General features: G+C 58.5%; 22 protein-coding genes. 18 read left to right on the forward strand and 4 right to left on the reverse strand.

Annotated elements, in window-relative coordinates; translation table 11 throughout:
- Position 1: 1 nt before the first annotated feature.
- From trpE to HNR55_RS00375, 12 genes are all read left to right on the forward strand, one after another.
- On the forward strand, positions 2 to 1,540 hold the full coding sequence (gene trpE / locus HNR55_RS00320) for an anthranilate synthase component I (protein ID WP_166109806.1): 1,539 nt from the start codon (positions 2 to 4) through the stop codon (positions 1,538 to 1,540).
- 58 nt (positions 1,541 to 1,598) lie between these two features.
- Complete coding sequence (locus tag HNR55_RS00325) at positions 1,599 to 2,195, forward strand: anthranilate synthase component II (RefSeq protein ID WP_166109808.1); 597 nt, start codon at positions 1,599 to 1,601, stop codon at positions 2,193 to 2,195.
- Positions 2,188 to 3,318, forward strand: a complete 1,131-nt coding sequence (trpD, locus tag HNR55_RS00330) for an anthranilate phosphoribosyltransferase (protein WP_166109811.1) — start codon at positions 2,188 to 2,190, stop codon at positions 3,316 to 3,318. Before HNR55_RS00325 ends, trpD begins: the two co-directional genes overlap by 8 nt.
- Positions 3,315 to 4,181, forward strand: a complete 867-nt coding sequence (gene trpC / locus HNR55_RS00335) for an indole-3-glycerol phosphate synthase TrpC (RefSeq protein WP_166109814.1) — start codon at positions 3,315 to 3,317, stop codon at positions 4,179 to 4,181. The genes trpD and trpC overlap by 4 nt, the downstream gene beginning before the upstream one ends.
- Before the next feature lie 2 nt (positions 4,182 to 4,183).
- Positions 4,184 to 4,660: a cyclic pyranopterin monophosphate synthase MoaC gene (gene moaC / locus HNR55_RS00340; RefSeq protein ID WP_166109817.1), complete on the forward strand. Its 477-nt coding sequence runs from the start codon at positions 4,184 to 4,186 to the stop codon at positions 4,658 to 4,660.
- Positions 4,661 to 4,793: 133 nt separating this feature from the next.
- Positions 4,794 to 5,804 (forward strand): pyruvate dehydrogenase (acetyl-transferring) E1 component subunit alpha, encoded by a 1,011-nt coding sequence (gene pdhA, locus HNR55_RS00345; protein WP_166109819.1) that lies wholly within the window; start codon positions 4,794 to 4,796, stop codon positions 5,802 to 5,804.
- Between the two features lie 7 nt (positions 5,805 to 5,811).
- Positions 5,812 to 7,179 (forward strand): pyruvate dehydrogenase complex E1 component subunit beta, encoded by a 1,368-nt coding sequence (locus HNR55_RS00350; RefSeq protein ID WP_166109821.1) that lies wholly within the window; start codon positions 5,812 to 5,814, stop codon positions 7,177 to 7,179.
- A gap of 11 nt (positions 7,180 to 7,190) precedes the next feature.
- Positions 7,191 to 8,462 (forward strand): pyruvate dehydrogenase complex dihydrolipoamide acetyltransferase, encoded by a 1,272-nt coding sequence (locus HNR55_RS00355; protein WP_166109823.1) that lies wholly within the window; start codon positions 7,191 to 7,193, stop codon positions 8,460 to 8,462.
- A gap of 30 nt (positions 8,463 to 8,492) precedes the next feature.
- Positions 8,493 to 9,905: a dihydrolipoyl dehydrogenase gene (lpdA, locus tag HNR55_RS00360; protein ID WP_165924901.1), complete on the forward strand. Its 1,413-nt coding sequence runs from the start codon at positions 8,493 to 8,495 to the stop codon at positions 9,903 to 9,905.
- A gap of 140 nt (positions 9,906 to 10,045) precedes the next feature.
- Complete coding sequence (gene lipA, locus HNR55_RS00365) at positions 10,046 to 11,020, forward strand: lipoyl synthase (protein WP_166109826.1); 975 nt, start codon at positions 10,046 to 10,048, stop codon at positions 11,018 to 11,020.
- Positions 11,020 to 11,514, forward strand: coding sequence for a type II toxin-antitoxin system RatA family toxin (locus HNR55_RS00370; protein WP_166109828.1), 495 nt, complete (start codon positions 11,020 to 11,022; stop codon positions 11,512 to 11,514). The genes lipA and HNR55_RS00370 overlap by 1 nt, the downstream gene beginning before the upstream one ends.
- 52 nt (positions 11,515 to 11,566) lie before the next feature.
- Entirely contained in the window at positions 11,567 to 11,863 is a 297-nt protein-coding gene (locus tag HNR55_RS00375; RefSeq protein ID WP_166109830.1) for a hypothetical protein, read from the forward strand.
- Positions 11,864 to 11,867: 4 nt separating this feature from the next.
- Here HNR55_RS00375 and HNR55_RS00380 read toward each other — a convergent pair whose 3' ends face one another.
- From HNR55_RS00380 to HNR55_RS00395, 4 genes are all read right to left on the reverse strand, one after another.
- On the reverse strand, positions 11,868 to 12,383 hold the full coding sequence (locus HNR55_RS00380) for a CinA family protein (RefSeq protein WP_166109833.1): 516 nt from the start codon (positions 12,381 to 12,383) through the stop codon (positions 11,868 to 11,870).
- Positions 12,384 to 12,395: 12 nt separating this feature from the next.
- Positions 12,396 to 12,878, reverse strand: coding sequence for a phosphatidylglycerophosphatase A family protein (locus tag HNR55_RS00385; protein ID WP_166109835.1), 483 nt, complete (start codon positions 12,876 to 12,878; stop codon positions 12,396 to 12,398).
- Entirely contained in the window at positions 12,875 to 14,854 is a 1,980-nt protein-coding gene (locus tag HNR55_RS00390) for a lytic transglycosylase domain-containing protein (protein ID WP_166109836.1), read from the reverse strand. Before HNR55_RS00390 ends, HNR55_RS00385 begins: the two co-directional genes overlap by 4 nt.
- A gap of 84 nt (positions 14,855 to 14,938) precedes the next feature.
- The gene (locus HNR55_RS00395) at positions 14,939 to 15,547 is read right to left on the reverse strand and encodes a YjbE family putative metal transport protein (protein ID WP_253545022.1); all 609 of its coding nucleotides are present in this window, start codon (positions 15,545 to 15,547) and stop codon (positions 14,939 to 14,941) included.
- A gap of 162 nt (positions 15,548 to 15,709) precedes the next feature.
- Here HNR55_RS00395 and purB point away from each other — a divergent pair, with 162 nt between their 5' ends.
- From purB to purL, 6 genes are all read left to right on the forward strand, one after another.
- A complete protein-coding gene (gene purB, locus HNR55_RS00400) occupies positions 15,710 to 17,059 on the forward strand; it encodes an adenylosuccinate lyase (RefSeq protein ID WP_086645967.1) in 1,350 nt (449 codons plus the stop codon).
- 152 nt (positions 17,060 to 17,211) lie between these two features.
- Complete coding sequence (purC, locus tag HNR55_RS00405; RefSeq protein ID WP_086645966.1) at positions 17,212 to 17,979, forward strand: phosphoribosylaminoimidazolesuccinocarboxamide synthase; 768 nt, start codon at positions 17,212 to 17,214, stop codon at positions 17,977 to 17,979.
- A 28-nt stretch (positions 17,980 to 18,007) separates the two neighbouring features.
- Complete coding sequence (gene purS / locus HNR55_RS00410; RefSeq protein ID WP_086645965.1) at positions 18,008 to 18,250, forward strand: phosphoribosylformylglycinamidine synthase subunit PurS; 243 nt, start codon at positions 18,008 to 18,010, stop codon at positions 18,248 to 18,250.
- A complete protein-coding gene (locus HNR55_RS00415) occupies positions 18,247 to 18,618 on the forward strand; it encodes a Rap1a/Tai family immunity protein (RefSeq protein ID WP_166109842.1) in 372 nt (123 codons plus the stop codon). Before purS ends, HNR55_RS00415 begins: the two co-directional genes overlap by 4 nt.
- The gene (gene purQ / locus HNR55_RS00420) at positions 18,615 to 19,316 is read left to right on the forward strand and encodes a phosphoribosylformylglycinamidine synthase subunit PurQ (protein ID WP_166109845.1); all 702 of its coding nucleotides are present in this window, start codon (positions 18,615 to 18,617) and stop codon (positions 19,314 to 19,316) included. Before HNR55_RS00415 ends, purQ begins: the two co-directional genes overlap by 4 nt.
- Positions 19,313 to 21,517 carry a phosphoribosylformylglycinamidine synthase subunit PurL gene (gene purL / locus HNR55_RS00425; RefSeq protein ID WP_166109848.1) on the forward strand — a complete coding sequence of 735 codons (2,205 nt, stop codon included), beginning with the start codon at positions 19,313 to 19,315 and terminating at the stop codon, positions 21,515 to 21,517. Before purQ ends, purL begins: the two co-directional genes overlap by 4 nt.
- The last annotated feature ends 10 nt before the right edge of the window (positions 21,518 to 21,527 follow it).

The following is a 21,527-nucleotide window of genomic DNA, read 5'->3' on the forward strand; positions in this document are numbered from 1 at the left end:
CATGAAGGCGCATACGGCAGCGTCCCCCAGCAAACAGGACTGTCTTGCGGCATGGGAAGCGGGCAGGGGCTCCATTATTTACTCTGTGGAACCTGCTGACCTACTGACCCCGGTTTCCGCCTACATGCGGCTGGCACATCTGGAAGGTGGCACAGGGCAATATACCCTGCTGCTGGAAAGTGTGGAAGGCGGCACAACCCGCGGGCGCTACTCCGTTATTGCCCTGCGGCCCGATCTGGTATGGACCTGCCATAACGGCAAGGTCAGCACCAGCACATGCCACAATGGCCTGCCCACAAAAGCCGTACCAGAAGACGAAGGTACCGCGCCACTGGCCAGCCTGCGTGCCCTTATCCACGCGTCCCGCATGGACCTCCCGCCCGAACTTCCTCCCATGATTGGCGGCCTGTTCGGGTATCTGGGGTACGACATGGTGCGCCAGATGGAACACCTGCCAGACGCACCACCAGACGACCTGAACCTGCCAGAATCCATTCTGATGCGTCCGGGCCTTTTTGCTGTTTTTGATACGGTAACGGACGAGCTTATTCTGGCGGCTCCCGTCCGCCCCAATGCGACCGAAACAGCGCCAGAAGCATGGGAGCGCGCACAGGCATTGCTCCAACGCGCCAGAGACTGCCTGAGCGGGGCACTTCCCCCGGCAGACATTCCTGCGAATGTGCCAGCCTTTGCCGAACCCACGTCCACGTTCACACATCAGGATTTCTGCGCCGCCATCACCCGTATTCAGGACTATATTGCTGCGGGCGATGCATTTCAGGTTGTGCCAAGCCAGCGCTTTTCAACAGCTTTTGCGCTGCCGTCACTCTCCCTCTACCGTGCGCTCAGGCGCATAAATCCGGCTCCTTTCCTGTTCCATCTGGATTTTGGGGACTTCTCGCTGGTCGGGTCATCCCCCGAAATTCTTGTACGGCTCAGGGACGGTAAAATGACCGTGCGGCCTTTGGCGGGAACACGCCCACGCGGCAAAACCGCGGCTGAGGACCTCGCACTTGAACAGGATCTTCTGGCCGACCAGAAGGAAATCGCCGAGCATCTGATGCTGATTGATCTGGGCCGGAATGATGTCGGGCGCGTATGCTCCCCCGGCTCCGTGAAGGTCACGGAACAGTTCGTGATCGAGCGGTTCAGCCACGTCATGCATATTTCTTCCAATGTGGAGGGCACACTCAAGCCTGATCTGGAAGCGCTGGACGCCTTGGTTGCGGCTTTTCCCGCAGGAACCCTGACCGGCGCCCCCAAAATCCGCGCCATGGAAATTATTGACGAGGTCGAACGGACCCGCCGCGCCACCTATGCCGGTTGCATAGGTTATTTTGGTGCTGGGGGGGATATGGACACCTGCATTGGCCTGCGCATGGCCGTTGTCAAAGACGGTTCCATGCACGTGCAGGCAGGCTGCGGGGTTGTGGCGGATAGTGTGCCGGAATCAGAGTATGAGGAAACCCAGCACAAAGCCCGCGCCGTATTCCGCGCAGCCGAGGAAGCCTTGATAATGGCGCGGACAGGCCGCGGGTAAACCGCGCCTTTCCGACACGTCATTTGACCCGTGCGCACGAAAAGGTCATCATTCCGCCATGATCCTACTGATCGACAATTATGACAGCTTTACCTTCAACCTGGTCCACTATCTGGGCGAACTGGGTGAGGAGTGCGACGTCCGCCGGAACGATACGCTCAGCGTAGCAGAAGCCATGGCCCTTGCCCCGGACGCCATTGTTCTGTCCCCCGGCCCCTGCTCCCCGAACGAGGCAGGGATCTGCTGTGACCTGATCGCCGCAGCCGCAGGCAAGGTGCCCGTTTTTGGCGTCTGCCTTGGTCACCAGTCCATCGGGCAGGTATTTGGGGCACAGGTTGTGCGCTCTCCAACCCCCATGCACGGCAAAATCAGCCCTGTTTTCCATAATGGGACGGATGTTTTTGAAGGGCTCCCCAGCCCGTTCAATGCGACCCGTTACCACAGCCTGACCCTTGAACCTTCCAGCATCCCAGATGACTTGGAAGTTACGGCATGGACAGCCGATGGCGTGGTTATGGGCGTGCGGCACAAACTGCACCCCATCTCGGGCGTACAGTTCCACCCCGAGAGCATTGCATCGGAACACGGGCACGATCTGCTCCGCAATTTTCTGACCCACGCACGGGCATGGACTGCGAGCCTGCTCCATGCCTGAGCCCGCCACTACGATTGGCAGCACGGACGACCCGGCTTTTTTTTCCGGGATTCTGCAGGCTCTTGCACAGCGCAAAAACCTGAGTGTCGCACAGGCGGAAGCCGCATTTGGCAGTATTATGGATGGCAACGTTCCACCCGAACGGATTGCCGCCTTTTTAATGGCACTGCGCGTGCGCGGGGAAACGCAGGATGAACTGCTTGGCGCTGTAACCGCCCTGCGGCAACGAATGTACCCCGTCCCCAACGCCCCCGACAACACGATTGATGTCTGTGGCACGGGGGGAGATAATTACGGCACGCTGAATGTCTCCACCGCCGTAGCCTTTGTGCTGGCAGCCCTTGGTGTACCCGTCGCCAAGCATGGAAACAGAGCCATTTCCTCTCTTGCCGGAGCGTCCGACGTGCTGGCGGCCCTGTGTGTGCCATTGTCCTCCAATGCAGAGGTTCTTGCCGAACAGCTTGTGCGCCACCACGTGGTCTTTATGGCAGCCCCCCACCACCACCCCGCCATGCGGCATGCGGCGGGTGCCAGAAAAGTGCTGGCGCTGCCCACGCTGTTCAATCTGGTTGGTCCCATGGTTAATCCTGCTGGTGTCAAACGCCAGCTTATGGGGGTTTTTTCCACCCAGTGGCTCCAGCCCGTTACGGAAGTGCTGGCCCGTCTGGGGTCGGAATGCGTGTGGACGGTCTGCGGCCAGCCGCAGGACGGGCAGGGCGGTATAGACGAAGTCACACTGGCAGGCCCCACACAGGCTGTAGCGCTTGAAAACGGACAGATTCAGTCCCACCTGATTGAACCGGACATGGCGGGGCTGCCTTACGCCCCCGTATCCGCCATTAAAGGGGGCGATGCCCAGCATAACGCACAGGCGCTGGAAGCGCTCCTGCGTGGCGCACACGGGGCATACCGTGATACTGTCTTGTTGAACGCGGCATTTGCGCTGCATGTTGCCGGTCAACAGACTGTCCTGCACAATGGCCGGATTGACCCGGCCCGCCTCAGGAATAATGTGGCAACCGCCGCATGCTCACTCGACAACGGCACTGCCCTTGCGGTGCTTAATGGTTTACGTGCATCCCGTTCGGATGCACACGCCGGAGACATGACAGGACAATCATGAACGATACATCCTCCACGTCCACTGTAGCTTCCGCTGCCGTCACACCTGACTGCAAAGTAGATGAACTGCCGGATGTTCTGGCCCGCATCTGTGCGCGGACACGGCTGGAAGTGGAACATCGCTCCACGCTGCACCCCTTAAAGGAAGTTGTGGCCAAAGCGCAGGAAACCAAGGAAGCACCACGGGGCTTCGGTCGTGCGCTCAAGGAAAAAGCCGCCGACCGCGCCGTGGGCCTGATTGCCGAGATCAAGAAGGCGTCTCCCTCTGCCGGTATCTTGCAGGAAGAGTATGACCCCGCACGGATCGCCCTTGCGTACGAACAGGCGGGAGCGGCCTGCATTTCCGTGCTGACGGAAAGTTCATGCTTCCACGGCGCAAACGAGGATCTGGCAACGGCCCGGGCCGCCTGCGCGCTGCCCGTCCTGCGCAAGGACTTTATTCTCGACCCGTGGCAGGTTTACGAAAGCCGGATGATCGGTGCTGACTGCATCTTGCTGATCATGTCCATTCTGACAGACGAAATGGCTCTGGAACTGGTTGATCACGCCAAGGGTCTGGACATGGACGTTCTGGTGGAAGTGCATGACGAGGACGAACTGAACCGCGCACTGGCGCTGGACACGTTTCTGATCGGTATTAACAACCGTAACCTCAAAACCCTGACAACAGACATCAACACCACCAGCCTGCTGGCCCCTCTGGTGCCGCCTGACCGGATTATCATCTCCGAAAGCGGCATTAAAACACACGAGGAAATTGCCCAGCTTGCCGCCATTGGTGTCACGGGCTTTCTGGTGGGTGAAACCCTGCTCCGCCAGCCAGACCCCGGAGCTGCTGCACGCGCATTGCTCGGACTGAAGTAACGGTGCGCGAACAGCCCCTGACCCATCTGGATTCATCCGGGCATGCCCGGATGGTGGATGTATCCGACAAGGACGAGACCTTCCGCAGGGCTGTTGCGGCGGCGGAAGTGCATATGCAGCGCCATACGCTGGATCTGATCGTCTCGGGTTCCATGCCCAAGGGGGATGTGCTGGCAACAGCCCGGATTGCGGGGATTATGGCCGCCAAAAAAACGGCTGATGTCATCCCCCTGTGCCACCCGCTGCGCCTGACATCTGTCACGCTTGATCTTGTCGCCACAGATGACAAAATCGAGATCACCGCTTCTGTTACAACAAAAGACGCAACCGGAGTGGAAATGGAGGCGTTGACTGCGGTGTCTGTCGCGGCTCTCACACTTTATGACATGTGCAAGGCTGTTGACCGTGGCATGCGCATCGACAATATCCGGCTACGGCACAAAAGCGGTGGCAGGTCAGGAGAATATAACGCCAGATAAGCAAGGTGCCCTGATCAGACAGCATTTTTTATGCAAAAAACACGATAAAATGCTCGAACCGCCCAGTAGTCCCCTGGCTGCCAAGACATTACGTTTGTGACGCATTTACCTATGTATCGTAGAGGGTCCATACATGGAAACAACATCTGAGCTGATCGGCGCAGTCGGTGGCAACGGCCCATCGCTGACCCGAGAACAGTTTTTAACAGCTTATCATGACATGCTGCTGATCCGCCGATTTGAAGAGAAAGCCGGGCAGCTTTACGGCATGGGGCTGATCGGGGGCTTCTGCCACCTTTACATCGGACAGGAAGCGGTTGTAGTCGGCATACAGATGTGCCTGAAGGATGGGGACAAGCTGATCACCTCCTACCGCGACCATGGGCAGATGCTTGTCGCAGGCATGAGCCCACGGGGCGTTATGGCTGAACTGACAGGCCGCGCCACGGGCTACTCGCATGGCAAGGGCGGTTCCATGCACATGTTCTCACGCGAGAAGAACTTTTATGGCGGACATGGCATTGTTGGCGCTCAGGTAGCCCTTGGCATTGGTCTGGCCTTCGCCAACAAATATCGCGGTACGGATGAAGTGTCTGTCGCCTATTTTGGGGATGGCGCAGCCGGGCAGGGGCAGGTTTACGAAAGCTTCAATCTGGCCGCCCTGCACAAGCTGCCCTGTATTTTTGTCATCGAGAACAACAAATACGGCATGGGCACTGCAATCGAGCGGGCTTCGGCTTCCCACAATCTGTACAAAAATGGCGAGCCCTGGGGCATTCCCGGTATGCAGGTGGACGGTATGGATGTTGCCGCCGTGCATGACGCCGCCACTCAGGCCGTGGCACACTGCCGCGCGGGCAAAGGCCCTTACATTCTGGAAATGATGACCTATCGCTACCGTGGTCACTCCATGTCCGACCCGGCCAAATACCGTACGCGTGAGGAAGTTGATCAGGTGCGCAAGACGCGTGACCCGATTGAACACGTCAAGCATATCCTGCTGGACGCCGGGGTTGAGGACGCCACACTCAAAGCCATGGAAGCCGAAATTAAAACCGTCGTGAACGACGCAGCCGAATTCGCGCAGACCAGCCCGGAACCGGATCCTTCTGAACTTTATACGGACGTTGTGCTGGAGGCCTGAGCAGATTATGGCGACTCAAATTTTAATGCCCGCCCTTTCCCCCACCATGACCGAAGGCAAGATTGCCCGCTGGCTGAAAAAGGAAGGGGACACCATTACCGCTGGCGACGTTCTGGCCGAGATCGAAACCGACAAGGCCACAATGGAAATTGAAGCCATTGAAGACGGTATTCTTGGCCGTGTGCTGATTGGCGAAGGAGTTGAAGGCGTTGCCGTCAACTCCCCCATAGCCATTGTGGTTGAAGATGGTGAGGCCGTACCCGAAGCCGGTGCCGCGAGCAATGCACCCACCACCAGTGCTCCCACACCAGCACCGGCAGCCAGCACGGCTCCGCCCACACCCGCAACCGCGTCCGCCACGCCCTTGGGCACGACCGAACCGGAGCAGGACTGGGGTGAAACGCAGGAGATCACCGTGCGTGAAGCCCTGCGTGACGCCATGGCGGCAGAACTGCGCCGCGATGAAGACGTGTTCCTGCTCGGTGAGGAAGTCGCCGAGTATCAGGGTGCTTACAAAATCTCGCAGGGCCTGTTGCAGGAATTTGGTGACAAGCGTGTGCTGGACATGCCCATTACCGAGCATGGTTTTACCGGCATGGCAGTTGGCGCGGCCCTGACCGGGCTTAAACCTGTTGTCGAGTTCATGACCATGAACTTCGCCATGCAGGCCATTGACCACATTATCAACTCTGCGGCCAAAACGCTGTATATGTCCGGCGGGCAGATGGGGTGCCCCATTGTGTTCCGTGGCCCTAACGGTGCTGCCGCACGCGTGGGTGCCCAGCATTCGCAGTGTTATGCAAGCTGGTACGGCCATGTGCCGGGGCTTAAAGTTGTTGCCCCGTGGTCCGCAGCCGATGCCAAGGGGCTGCTGCGCGCTGCTATCCGCGACCCGAACCCGGTGATCGTGCTGGAAAATGAGATTCTTTACGGGCAGAAGTTCCCTTGTCCGATTGATGAAGATTTCATTCTACCCATTGGCAAGGCAAAGATCGAACGGGCTGGCACCGATGTCACCATTGTTGCTTTTTCCATTGCCGTAGGCACAGCGCTGGATGCAGCGGCTGAACTTGCCAGGCAGGGGATTGAGGCCGAAGTGATCAACCTGCGGAGCATTCGCCCGCTGGATACAGCCACAATTGTCAACAGCGTTAAAAAGACCAGCCGCCTTGTAACGGTGGAAGAAGGCTGGCCCTTTGCTGGCATTGGCTCCGAAGTTGCCATGCAGGTTATAGAGCATGCCTTTGACTGGCTGGATGCTCCCCCCGTGCGTGTTGCTGGTGAAGATGTGCCCATGCCGTTTGCAGCCAATCTGGAAAAACTGGCTCTGCCACAGTCTGAGCACGTGGTTAAAGCCGTGCGTAGCCTGATCTGAGGTGATGAAAGATGGCAATTGAAATTCTGATGCCCGCCCTCTCTCCCACCATGACAGAGGGCAAGATTGCCCGCTGGCTGAAAAAAGAGGGCGATACGGTTAGCAATGGCGATGTTCTGGCCGAGATCGAAACCGACAAGGCCACAATGGAAGTAGAAGCCATTGAAGATGGTATTTTTGGCCGCATCCTTGTTCCCGAAGGGACCGAGGGTGTTGCGGTCAATACGCCCATCGCCATTATGGTGGAAGAAGGGGAGGCTGTGCCGGACTCTGCCGCACCGTCTTCCACCAGCGCAGCACCTGCACCGGCACCCGCGCAGGCAGGTGCTGTAGCACCATCCGACGCCGCCGCCAGTGCACCTGTTGCCCCGGCGGCTGCATCACAGGCCTCGCACACCGCTAGTCGCATTGTTGCCTCCCCGCTGGCGCGCCGCATTGCGGCTGCAAAAAAGGTGGATCTGTCCACCATCAAGGGAACCGGGCCTAACGGTCGCATTGTCAAACGCGATGTGGAAACTGCCGCCTCGCAGCCAGTAGCGGCTGCTCCCAGACCCAGCCCGCAGGCCAATGCGCCTCTTTCCACGGGCACAAGCCGTACGGTGCCGCACACCACCATGCGCAAGGTGATTGCCCGCCGGTTGAGTGAATCCAAGGCGACCATTCCGCACTTCTATGTTTCCATGGATGTGGAGCTTGATGCACTTATGGCATTACGCTCACAGCTCAATGCTCTGTCCCATGATGAAGGGCAGGATGCATTCAAGCTGTCGGTTAATGACATGCTGATCAAGGCGGCGGCTCTTGCCCTCAAGCAGGTGCCCGAAGTCAACGCCTCCTTTACGGAAGACGCCATGATTTTGCATGAAGATGCAGATATTTCGGTGGCCGTTTCCCTTGATGATGGGCTGATCACCCCCATTGTGCGGGCTGCTGACCGCAAAAGCCTCAAACAGATCAGTCAGGAGGCCAAATCTCTGGTTTCCCGCGCCAGAGCAGGCAAGCTGAAGCCGGAAGAGTTTCAGGGCGGTACGTTCTCCATTTCCAATATGGGAATGTTCGGCGTCAAGGAATTCGCAGCTATTGTGAACCCCCCGCAGGCCGCCATTCTGGCCATTGCCGCTGGCAAAAGGCAGCCTGTTGTGAGTGGTGACGAGATTAAAGTGGCGACAGTCATGACTGTAACACTCTCGGTCGATCACCGTGCAGTGGATGGGGCCATGGCAGCCAAATGGCTCTCGGCCTTCCGTAGCATTGTGCAGGCACCTCTGGCTCTTGTTCTGTAACGCAGCCTTTTGCGGGAGAAATTTGGCATCATGAGCCAGACAGATTTTGATGTGATCGTCATTGGTGGCGGGCCGGGTGGGTATGTTGCCGCCCTGCGCGCTGCCCAGCTTAAACTCTCTGTTGCGGTGGTTGAAGCCCAGCACCTTGGTGGCATCTGCCTTAACTGGGGGTGCATCCCCACCAAGGCGCTGCTTCGGGCATCGGAAATCAATCATCTGCTGCACGACCTGCCCGCCTACGGGTTTAAGGCCGACGGCGTAAGCTTTGATTTTAAAAAAATTGTTGCCCGCTCCCGGGCTGTCTCCAAGCAGTTGTCCGCAGGGGTTGCGCATCTGCTCAAAAAGGCCAAGGTTCCGGTTTTTGACGGCCACGGCAAACTGGACGGCACACTGGCCAACGGACGCCGCAAAGTGCTCGTCAGCAAGGATGGGGCAGCTCCCACCACGCTCACCGCCCAGCACGTTATTCTGGCAACGGGCGCGCGCGCACGGGTGCTGCCGGGGCTGGAACCGGATGGTCAATTCATCTGGTCCTACAAGGAAGCCCTTGTGCCGGAAACCATGCCCAAAAGCCTTGTGGTTATTGGCTCTGGCGCTATTGGCACCGAGTTTGCATCCTTCTACCGCAACATGGGTGCGGACGTGACACTGGTGGAAGTTGCCGAGCGCATTCTGCCCGTAGAAGATGTGGAAATAAGCCAGCTTGCTCGCAAAGCCTTTGAAAAACAGGGCATTCGGGTGCTGACCAGCGCCAAGATCGGCACGTTGCAGAAAACGGCAACCGGGGTCAGCATTCCCGTTACCGTCAATGGCAAGGCCGATACATTGGTCGCCGAACGGGTCATTTCTGCCGTTGGCATTGTTGGCAATGTGGAAAAAATCGGGCTGGAAGGGACCAAAATCCAGGTCGATCGGACGCATGTAGTCACAGATGCGCTTTGCCGCACGGGCGAGCCCGGCGTGTACGCCATTGGTGATCTGGCCGGTGCGCCATGGCTTGCCCACAAGGCCAGCCATGAAGCCGTGATGTGTGTAGAGGCCATTGCGGGCAGAAAAGTCCACCCCATTGACCCGACCAAAATACCCGGCTGCACCTACTGCCGCCCGCAGATTGCCTCCGTTGGTTACACGGAAGCAAAGGCGCTGGAGGCTGGTTACAAGGTACGTGTTGGCCGCTTCCCGCTTATTGCCAATGGTAAAGCCCTTGCCATGGGTGAACCCGATGGCCTGATCAAAACGGTTTTTGATGCCCAGACCGGTGAACTTCTTGGCGCACACATGATTGGCGCGGAAGTGACGGAAATGATTCAGGGTTACGTTATTGCCCGCACAGGGGAACTGACGGAAGCGGAACTGGCTGAAACCATTTTCCCGCACCCCACCATTTCTGAATCCATGCATGAAGCCGTTCTTGCGGCCTATGACGGCGCTTTGCACTTTTAGTCTTTTGTTTTCAAAAGGATAGGGCATCACTCTCGCGGGTTTGATGCCCCATTCCCGGTTATCGCCTCTCCAGCGCCTTGACGCGTATGCAGGGGCATTCCAGTTCTATCTGCACTTCTTGGGTATAAATGGGCGAAGTCATGTCTACTCGTGTCGAGATCGATCATCGGAAAGGTGGGACAAGCCGGTTACGGCACCCCGAAAAAGCCCATCGGCCGGACAACCCCATTGCCCGCAAGCCGGAGTGGATACGCGTTAGAGCGCCCAACAACCCGACTTATCACGAAACACGAACCCTCATGCGTGACAACAAGCTGGTCACTGTGTGTGAGGAGGCCGCGTGCCCCAACATAGGGGAGTGCTGGTCACAACGCCATGCTACCATGATGATCATGGGAGAAATCTGCACCCGCGCCTGTGCGTTCTGCAATGTCAGCACCGGCTTGCCTCATGCACTGGATGACGGCGAGCCAGAACGCGTGGCAGAAGCCGTAGCCAAGCTGGGCCTGCGCCATGTAGTGATTACTTCTGTTGACCGGGATGATCTGGCCGATGGGGGGGCGCAGCATTTTGCGCGTGTCATTGCCGCCATACGCGCGACATCCCCCGACACGACTATTGAAATCCTGACACCGGATTTTTTACGTAAAGACAAGGCCCTAGAAGTGGTTGTTAAAGCCCGCCCGGACGTGTTCAACCATAATCTGGAAACCGTGCCACGCCTTTACCCCACCATCCGGCCCGGTGCGCGGTATTACCAGTCCATGCGCCTGCTGGACCGGGTCAAGCAGCTTGACCCTTCCATTTTCACCAAATCCGGGCTGATGCTGGGTTTGGGTGAAGAAAAAATGGAACTCGCTCAGGTCATGGATGATCTGCGTATTGCTGATGTGGATTTTATTACCATGGGGCAGTATTTGCAGCCCACGGTCAAGCACGCTGCCGTTGCGCGTTTTGTAACACCGGAAGAATTCGAGGAATACGGCACCATGGCGCGCGTAAAAGGGTTTTTGCAAGTCAGTTCCAGTCCCCTTACGCGCTCTTCCTACCATGCCGATACGGATTTTGCGCAACTGCGCGAAGCACGCAACACGCGCCTGAAGGAGGCTCTGTAATGCCTAAACACGCAGAGACGCGTGTTCTGCCCTATCGCCCCGACCAGATTTTTGATCTGGTCGCAGACGTTACACACTACCCTGCCTTTTTACCCTGGTGTGTTGCCGCACGCCTGCGCAGCCGCACCGAAACAGAACTTGTTGCCGACCTGACCATAGGCTTCGGCCCGTTCAGGGAGAGTTTTACCTCCCGTGTGACACTGGACCGTCCGTCCACCATTACCGTGCGTTACGAGCGCGGGCCGTTCCGCTACCTGCGTAATGTGTGGAAGTTCACACCCCATGCCAGCGGGTGTCAGGTCGATTTTTTTGTCGATTTCGAGTTCAATTCGCGGATTCTACAAGCGGCTATTGGTGTGGTCTTTACCGAGGCAACCCGCCTTATGGTTTCCGCTTTTATCAAGCGCGCCAAAGAGGTTTATGGCCCTCCCGCACTACAGGCTGGCACCACCGCCACCCCAGCCGCTCTGTCGGGCCAGAAAACGGCAACTTGAGCCATACCCTCCATCATGCAGAACCCAGAGTTTGAACACAGGGGACAACCGCATGCCCATACTGTTTTACCTGCTTCTGCTTGGTGGAATGCTGGCACCAGTTGCACAGGCTACGGCAGACATACGGCCACAGCAAACAGAACGCACAGCCCCCGTAAAGCAGTCTCGTAGCGGGAGCGTAACAGCGGGCACGTTAAATGCCCAAAGTCTGGCGCATATACAGCGCCCTCAGCCTGCCCAACAGACAACCACTCCGGCATTGCCAGATGGCACCATAGCCAAAGGCACAGGGGTTATGGCACCGGATTTACAGGAAGCCCCTGTTTATAACCCGGCCGACAGGCAATAACCCGTTACAGATGAACCAAACGGGCAGAAACAAGCCTTAAGGCCTGTAACACTGCCTGCTCGCGCACCTGTGCCCGATCTCCGGAGAATATCTGCTGGTCCGCGCGTGTTGGGCCTCCACGCAGCGCAGTGGCAAACCAGACCAGCCCCACCGGTTTGTCCACGCTCCCGCCTCCTGGCCCCGCAATACCGGAAATAGACACGGCCACAGCGGCGTTGGAACAGGCGTTCAGCGCGCCCTCAGCCATCTGCTCTACCGTTTGCGCACTCACAGCACCATGGGCAGCTAATGTGCTGGCCCGTACACCCAGCACGGCCTGCTTCATACTATTGGAGTAGGTGACAAAACCACCTTCGGTCACATCCGATGACCCGGCAAAATGCGTTAATGCTCCCGCGACCAGCCCGCCCGTGCAGCTTTCAGCCGTAACAACCCGCAGTTCTGCTGCACGCAACAGAGCCAGAACACGCCCGGCTTCAGCCAGAACCGCAGGGGTAAATCCTTCTGCCTGTTCGCGCATGCTCAACCCTTTCTAGTTCCGTGCTGCCCATACTTTGCGTAGTGCATGCACACAGCCTGCACTGGCAAACCCGGCCAGCACATCATCCCCCATAACGCCAATGGCATCATGCCGCCTGTCCAGCGTGCCTATGGGGCCGGGCTTGGTAATGTCAAACACCCGAAACAGCCCAAACGCCACAATGGGCCATAACAACTGGTGCGTGGCTCTGGTTGCTTTCTCGCTCTGGTCACTATCGGGTAAACAGGCCAGCAGGGATATCCACATACCCGCCACTTCATCAATCACAATCCAGCTGTGATCTTCCCCTTTGCCCGCACGTGCTGTGGCCCACCAGCCCATGACGGTTGCCGCTACAGCAGCACAAGCCAGCGTACGGGGCCGCTTTAGCAAAGGCAGCCCAACCAGCAGGGCAGCAAAGGAGCCAACGGTGCCGGGCGCACGGGGGGACAGGCCACAGCCTCCAAACGTTGCGATCAGACGGGCAGGGGTCATTCCTGAGTTTCCAACGCTTTGTAAACAATCATGTTTTCCCATACGCGTTGCACGTAATTACGTGTTTCAGCGTAAGGAATGTTTTCCACCCAGTCGACCATCTGCTCCATTTCCCCTCCATTATGGGCGGGATCGCCTGCCGTGGTCAGCCATTTGGCCAAACGGGTGGGGCCACCGTTATAAGCTGCAGCCATATAGGGTACTATGGGGCCAAACCGGTCCTGCAGGTGGAGCAGGTAGGCTGTGCCCAGTTGCATGTTATTCTGTGCATCCCGCAGCCCCAGAGCCGTAGCGGCAGATGGCGCCACCCCGGCAGCCCGCACCATATCCGCCGCAGTGGATGGCTTGATCTGCATAAGACCTATGGCATTGGAGGGGCTGACGGCATCAGGGTTAAAGCTGCTTTCCTGCCGTATGAGACCCATGACAAAATCCTTGGGCAGAGAACTCTGGGGCGGTGTGTACGGCAGGGGCCAGCCTGAACGCAGCATAAACACACCATCGCGCCCGGCATGGCGAGCTATGGTCACCGCAATATCGGGCACACCCAGACGCAACGCCAGAGATGAAAGCGCCAGACGCTGCGAGGTTTGTGTGACCTGTTTTTCAAACAGGTTCAAAAAATCGCGCGTGTGGTCTTTATCCCCCATGGACGCCAGCCTGAGAGCCGCCAGAAGCAGATCGTTATCCGTTGGCAATGCGTCCTCAGAGGTAGAGGGGAGTGCGTTATCCGCCTTCCTGAGATTTTGCACGATCAGTGCAGGCACCTGTCCCGGCTCTAGCAGAGCATTGGTCTGCCCTGCCAGAGTAGCGGCCGCCATTTGACCGTAATAGGTGCCTGGGTAGGCTGTGGCGCGCGTCCAGTCCGCCTGCGCCGCAACCATATTGCCCGCAGCGGCGCGGGCGCGGCCAAGCCAGTAAAATCCGCGGCTGCGTGTAATAAGTGAGGAAGACTCAGTAAGCTGGCGAAAAAAATCCTCTGCGGTCGCGGCATCATGCTGCAGGCGCAGAGCTATCCACCCACTCAGGAACACGGCCTCCAGACGGCTCTCATCCTGAGCAGTCGTGTCGTTCGCCACAGCAAAGGCATCCCCGGCCCGATTCTGCTGGATCAGATCACGGGCCAGCCCGTCCCGCTCACGCCAGAACAGTTTGGAGCGGGTTGTTCGTTCAGCCTCAACGGCTCCGGCTTTCCATAGGGCAACGGCTTCGTCATAGCGTTGCTGCTTACGCAGCCAGCGGGCCAGATCCAGCACAAGCCATGGGTCCGTGCGCGAAGAAGAGGGCAGGGCATCAAACTGGGATTGCGCCGCGGCATCATTGTTTCTTAACGCCAGCCGGGCCTGCGCCAGAGGCTGCCTGCTGGCGGAAAGATAGGGCAGGGTCTGCTGGGCCGCATTGATCAGCCCTGCACGTTCCTGCCGGTCAAAACGTAACCATGAACTCTGGGGAGTAAGGCTTGCCCCGAATGCGCCCGCCAGTGCAGTTGCTGCGGCTGGTGTGTCGCTCCCATCGGTCCATGCGGTTATGGCCTCGGCCACAAGCTGCTGCTGAAGGGGTTTATCATCTGGCAGTTGCGTAGCGCACTGCACCAGTGCCGGGGCGTAAGTCAGTTTCTGGGTGTGGCACAAGCGGGCCAGCGTTTGTGTATCTGTCTCGCTTGCCAAAGCCTGCTGCATACGCAGGACCAGTACCGACCAGCGGGGCCACCCACTGCCAGATTGTAAAAAATCGGCATAATCCTGAGCACTTGCATGTGCTGGCCCGACAAGACGGAGCCATGTCTCCAGCCGGTCGTTCAGGTTGCCAGTCTGCATGGTACTGCGGGCAGGGAAGACGGCATCCTCTGCGCCCGCGCTCACCTCGGGAGTAGACACCGGCTGGGCAGATGGACCGGAGCAGGCGGTCAGGGAAAACCCGACCAGAGATACTGCGGCAACAAGCTGCCGCCGCCATGAAGGATAAGAACGGGTCATACCCGAAATTCAACGGTTTTTTTGCAATTTAGCAAGTTCTTTATGTCAGGCAGCGGCAGCCTGCCTGACACACCTGCGTCAGGCTCAGGACAGGTGGCCCCAGACCTCTCCGCCGCCACTGACTATCAGTTCCACGGCAACGGCCAGCACAACCAGCAACCCCACCCACGAAATCCACTTATAACGCTCAAGCAGCCGCGCAATCAGGGAGGCCGCAAGCGCCATAAGCACAACAGACAGGGCCAGCCCCATAACCAGAATACCGGGGTGTTCACGTGCAGCCCCGGCCACGGCCAGCACGTTATCCAGACTCATGGATAAATCAGCGATCAGGATTTTAATGATGGCCGAACGCAGGCTGCCCGGTGCGTTGCCCGCACCCTCATCGGCAGCGTTGCCGTGCTGCATTTCGCGGTACATGCGCCAGCAGACCCATAGCAGAAGCAGCCCGCCAGCCAGTGTCAGGCCGACAATGCTCAGTAGCTTGACCGCCACAAGTGCGAGCAGCACCCGGATGACCGCAGCCAGCCCCACACCGGCCCAAATGGCCTTGCGCCGCTGTGCCCCGCCAAGGGAACGTACGGCCATACCAATGACAACTGCGTTGTCCCCGGCCAGGGTCACATCAATCAGCACAACCTGCAAGAGGGCGGCAACTGCCGGAAAACTGGCAGAATCAAATAGGTTGGCCACAATAACTCCGATTCCGGAACATGCATTGAATGGCGTGTATTTCTGGCACGCGGCAGAAAATGTCAAAGTTTTCCGCATTGCGGGCAGACGACATGCGCGAAATCCGCTAGAGAGGCGCCACCTGTCTGACGTTTAAACTGTTCTGGTTAAGGAATTCGCGTTATGGTGCCGCGTTATACCCGCCCCGTCATGGCCGCAATCTGGTCTCCTGAAAACCGCTATCGAATCTGGTTCGAGATCGAAGCTCTGGCCTGTGAAGCCATGGCAGAATACGGGACGGTCCCCAAGGAAGCCGCCAAAGTGGTCCGCGAAAAAGGCAACGCCGCCATGGCTGCTTTTTGCGATGCGGACCTCGCCCGGATTGACGAGATCGAAGCCGAAACACGGCATGACGTCATTGCGTTCCTGACATGGCTGGCAGAAAAGGTTGGCCCCGAAAGCCGATTTGTCCATCTGGGCATGACCTCTTCGGACGTGCTGGACACCTGCCTTGCCGTGCAGCTTGTGCAGGCCACCGACCTGCTGCTCAAGGATCTGGACGAAACTCTGGCCGCCCTCAAGGCACGTGCGTTTGAACACAAACACACCCTGACCATTGGCCGCAGCCACGGCATTCATGCCGAGCCCACGTCTTTCGGCCTCAAGATTGCTGGCCATTACGCCGAGTTCGCCCGGAACAGAACCCGCCTTGAAACCGCACGGGCCGAAATTGCCACCTGTGCCATTTCCGGCGCTGTGGGCACATACGCCCATCTTGACCCGCGTGTGGAAGCTTACGTGGCCGAACGCCTTGGCCTGCAGGCCGAAGCGGTTTCCACCCAGGTTATCCCGCGTGACCGCCATGCTGCATTTTTCTGCGCTCTTGGCGTTATTGCCAGCGGCATTGAGCGGCTTGCAACGGAAGTCCGCCACCTGCAACGCTCCGAAGTGCGCGAAGCGGAGGAATTCTTCCATCCGGGGCAGAAGGGCTCTTCCGCCATGCCGCACAAGCGCAACCCCGTGCTGACCGAAAACCTGACCGGCCTTGCCCGTCTGGTGCGTGCAGCGGTTATTCCGGCACTGGAAAACGTGGCTCTGTGGCACGAGCGTGACATCAGCCACTCCTCGGTCGAGCGCAACATCTGCCCCGATGCCACCATCGGGCTGGACTTTGCTCTGGCCCGCCTGTCCGGCATGATCTCCAAGCTTGTGGTGTACCCCGACCGTATGGCTGCGAATATCGAAAGCCTTGGCGGCGTGGTCCATTCGGGCGAGGTTCTGCTGGCACTGGCAAAAGCAGGCCTGTCACGCGAAGATGCCTACCGTATTGTCCAGCGCAACGCGATGGCAACATGGACAAAGCTGGGTACGCCCGAAGGCAAAACGTTCCGCGAAAATCTGGCTGATGATGCCGAAATTTCGGGCCGTATTCCCGCCGACGTGCTGGATGCCGCCATGGACAGCCGCCAGCACCTGAAGGCACTGGACTTCCAGTTTGAAAAAATCTTCGGCGAAACTGGCCCCAAACAGTAACCGCCAGCCCGGTTTGCACAGGCTGTATCCTCCACGCGGGAAGCCTGCTATGAACACGGGAGCAATAAAGGGGTGAACCACCAGTCTGGTTCCCCCGTTTTTTGGGGCGGTCACCCAACCGCCCGCACACATTTCGACAGGTAAGGATCATTATGGCCCGTCGCCGCCAGCTTTATGAAGGTAAAGCCAAAATCCTCTTTGAAGGTCCGGAACCGGGGACCCTTGTGCAATACTTCAAGGACGATGCCACGGCTGGCAATGGTGCCAAAAGCGGTGTGATTACCGGCAAAGGTGTGCTCAACAACCGCATTAGCGAACACCTGATGCTGCGTTTGCAGGAAATCGGCATCCCCACCCACTTTATCCGCCGCATCAACATGCGTGAGCAACTGGTAAAGGAAGTGGAGATCATCCCGCTTGAGGTGGTCATCCGCAATGTTGCCGCTGGCAGCATTTCCAAGCGCTTCAACATCCCCGAAGGCCAGCGCCTGCCACGCCCGATTGTTGAGTTCTATTACAAGAACGACGAGCTCGGTGACCCGCTGGTATCGGAAGATCACATTATCGCATTCGGCTGGGCCTGCCCGCACGATCTGGAAGATATTACGGGCATGTCCATGCGCGTGAACGACTTCCTCTGCGGCCTGTTCAGCGGCATTGGCATCCAGCTCGTGGACTTCAAGCTCGAGTTCGGCCGGTGCTGGGAAGGTGAGGACATGCGTATTGTTCTTGCTGACGAAATTTCGCCTGATAACTGCCGCCTGTGGGACCTTCACACAAACGAAAAGCTCGACAAGGACCGCTTCCGCCGCGATCTGGGCAACGTGAAGGAAGCGTATCAGGAAGTTGCACGCCGCATGGGCATCCTGCCGGAAAACGGCGCCGGGGGTGACATGAAAGGCCCAGAAACAGTTCAGTAACCCCTACGGGTACTTTGGGAGTTTGAGAATGAAAGTACGTGTAACCGTCATGCTTAAGGACGGCGTTCTGGACCCGCAGGGAAAGGCCATTGGTCACGCACTGCACACACTGGGCTTTGAAGGCGTGCAGGATGTGCGCGTTGGCAAGGTCATAGAGCTGGAACTGCATGGTGTGAAAGCAGAAGAAGCGCATGAAAAAGCGGGCGAAATGGCCCGCAACCTGCTCGCCAACCTGGTCATCGAGGACTACTCGGTAGAGGTTGTGGCATGAAGCGCCTCGCCCTGATCGCCCTTGCCGGTGTGCTGGCGGCCCCCACTCTGGCACATGCCCAGCGGCTGGCCCCCATGAAGGCAGGCGCACTTGGCAAGATGTGCTCCAGTTCGGCCACACGCACCGCATGCGATGCCTATCTGAGCGGTCTGACCGATGGCGTGACCCTTGCCCAGATCAACGCACACAATACGGGTGATGCCTCCGCCCCCACAGGCTTTTGTGTGCCAGCAAGCGAAGATATTGCCGCCATCCGCGCCAAGGTGCTCACCTGGCTGAAAGCGCATGCCGACTCTCTGGGCAAACCAGTGGGCGAGAGCGTTTTTACTGCCCTGCATGACTCTTATCCGTGTGACGTGAAAAAATGAAAGCAGCGATTGTCGTATTTCCCGGCACGAACCGGGAACGAGATATGGCCATTGCCCTGCGGCGCGTAACCGGGCAGGCCCCTCGCATGATCTGGCACCATGAGACAGATCTGAGCGGTGTGGATCTGGTCGTGCTGCCCGGTGGCTTCAGCTATGGTGACTACCTGCGTTGTGGCGCAATGGCCGCGCATTCCCCCATCATGAGGGCCGTGCGCGACTTTGCCGCCAAAGGCGGGCATATTCTGGGCGTGTGCAACGGATTCCAGATCCTGACCGAGAGCAACCTGCTCCCCGGCGCACTCCTGCGGAATGCGGACCTGCGGTTCCTCTCGCAAGACTGCCATCTGCGCGTGGAGGTTGAAGGCACTCCCTTTACCCGGCGCTGGAAAAAAGGCGACATCTTCCGCACGCCGCTGGCACATGGGGATGGCAACTACACAGCCGACGCCCAGACCCTTGCCGTGCTTGAAGGCGAAGGCCGCGTTGCATTCCGCTACGCCGATGCCAAGGGCCGTGTGTGTGCGGATGACAGAACAAGCAACCCCAACGGCAGCGTGAACAGCATTGCCGGTGTTCTGAGCGAAAACAAACGTATCTGTGGCATGATGCCCCACCCCGAGGATCTGGTTGATCCGCTGATGGGGGGCGAGGATGGTCTGCCGCTGTTTGAAGGTCTGGTGGAGGCTCTGGTCCGGTGAATAAGCCTGTAACCGTTGATGAATCCCTGGCGCGTGAATTCGGCCTGACGGGCGAGGAATACGGCCGTGTTCTGTCTATCATGGGCCGCACGCCCAGCCTGACGGAACTGGGTGTTTTTTCCGTCATGTGGTCGGAGCACTGCTCCTACAAATCCTCCCGCAAATGGCTGCGTGGCCTGCCCACCAAGGCCCCCTGGGTTATCCATGGACCGGGTGAAAACGCAGGTGTTGTGGATATCGGGCAGGGGTATGCCGCCATCTTCAAGATGGAAAGCCATAACCACCCGTCCTTTATCGAACCCTATCAGGGTGCAGCTACAGGCGTTGGCGGCATTCTGCGTGACGTGTTCACCATGGGTGCGCGCCCCATTGCCAACCTGAACGCCCTGCGTTTTGGCAGCCCTGAAAACCCCATTACCCGCCGGATTGTGGATGGCGTGGTGCGCGGGATTGGCGGCTATGGCAACTGCGTGGGTGTGCCGACAGTCGGGGGGGAAATCAACTTCCACCCGGCATATGACGGTAACCCGCTTGTTAACGCCATGACTGTGGGCATTGCCCGGCAGGACCGTATTTTCCTGTCTGCCGCAGCCGGTGTTGGCAACCCTGTTGTCTATGTTGGTTCACGCACAGGACGGGACGGGATCCATGGCGCCACCATGTCCTCCGCCGAGTTTGATGAAGACGCGCTTTCCAAGCGCCCGACCGTGCAGGTTGGCGACCCCTTCATTGAAAAACTGCTGATCGAAGCCTGTCTGGAACTGATGGCAACAGATGCCATTGTTGCCATTCAGGACATGGGTGCAGCGGGCCTGACCTCTTCCGCCGTGGAAATGGCTGGTAAAGGTGGCGTGGGCATCGAGCTTGACCTCGATGCCGTGCCCCAGCGCGAACCCAACATGACCGCATATGAGATGATGCTTTCTGAAAGTCAGGAACGCATGCTCATGGTCCTGCGCCCTGACCGGACAGAACTGGCACGCCAGATTTTTGAAAAATGGGAACTGGATTTTGCCATTATCGGTCACCTGACCGAAACCGGCCATATTGTCATCAAGCACAAAGGCCAGCTTGAGGCTGACATTCCGCTTGAACCTCTGGCGGATGAAGCCCCGGTTTATGACCGTCCTTCCATCGCCCCGCAGAAACCCGCAGAGCTGGGCAGTGTTCACGCACCGCTCTCGCTTGATGCCATGCTGCTCCAGCTTGTGGCCTCGCCCGATCTGGCGTCGCGCGCATGGGTCTGGAACCAGTATGACAGCACCGTAGGGGGCCAGACCATCCGCCGCCCCGGCGCTGCGGATGCCGCTATTGTTAAGGTGGAAGATACGCAGCTCGGTCTTGCATTGACCACGGATTGCACGCCACGCTACTGTCAGGCCGACCCGCGCACAGGTGGCGCACAGGCTGTGGCTGAAGCATGGCGCAACATTACGGCAACCGGTGCGCGCCCTCTGGCGGTGACGGACAACCTGAACTTCGGCAACCCTGAAAAGCCGGAGATCATGGGCCAGTTCATTGCAGCCCTCGAGGGCATGGGAGAGGCGTGCAAGGTTCTCGACTTCCCCATCGTGAGTGGTAACGTCTCCCTGTATAACGAAACCCGTATGCCCGACGGCACAACTCAGGCCATTCTGCCAACTCCCGCCATTGGTGGGCTTGGTGTGCTGGATGATGTGTCCACTGCCGTGGGTCTTGGCATGCAGCCCGACAGCGATCTGGTGCTGATTGGCGCGACCAAGGGTGAACTTGGCCAGTCCATATGGCTGCGCGAGATTCTGGGACGCGAAGAAGGCGCACCACCCGCAGTTGATCTGGCAGCAGAAAAGCGGAACGGGGATTTTGTCCGGGCCGAAATTCAGGCAGGCCAGATTAGCGCATGCCATGACATTGCCGATGGCGGTATTCTGGTTGCCGCGGCCGAAATGGTCATGGCGTCAGGCACGGGTTGCGAACTGGAAAGCCCGGATTCCGGCATCCGGCCAGAAGCCTTCTGGTTTGGTGAGGATCAGGCCCGCTACCTTGTATGCGTTGCCGATGCCAAGTCTTTTTGCGCCAAAGCCGCTCAGGCCGGAGTGCCTGCACGCCTGATGGGTCGCTCCGGGGGAAATGAATTGATTCTTCCCAGCGGCGTCACCATATCTGCCGCACGCCTTAAATCCGCGCATGAAACCTTTTTTCCTGCGCTGATGGACCAATAGGGGAGAGACA

Origin of the sequence: Acetobacter lovaniensis (assembly GCF_014207635.1) — a bacterium.
GTDB lineage: Bacteria > Pseudomonadota > Alphaproteobacteria > Acetobacterales > Acetobacteraceae > Acetobacter > Acetobacter lovaniensis.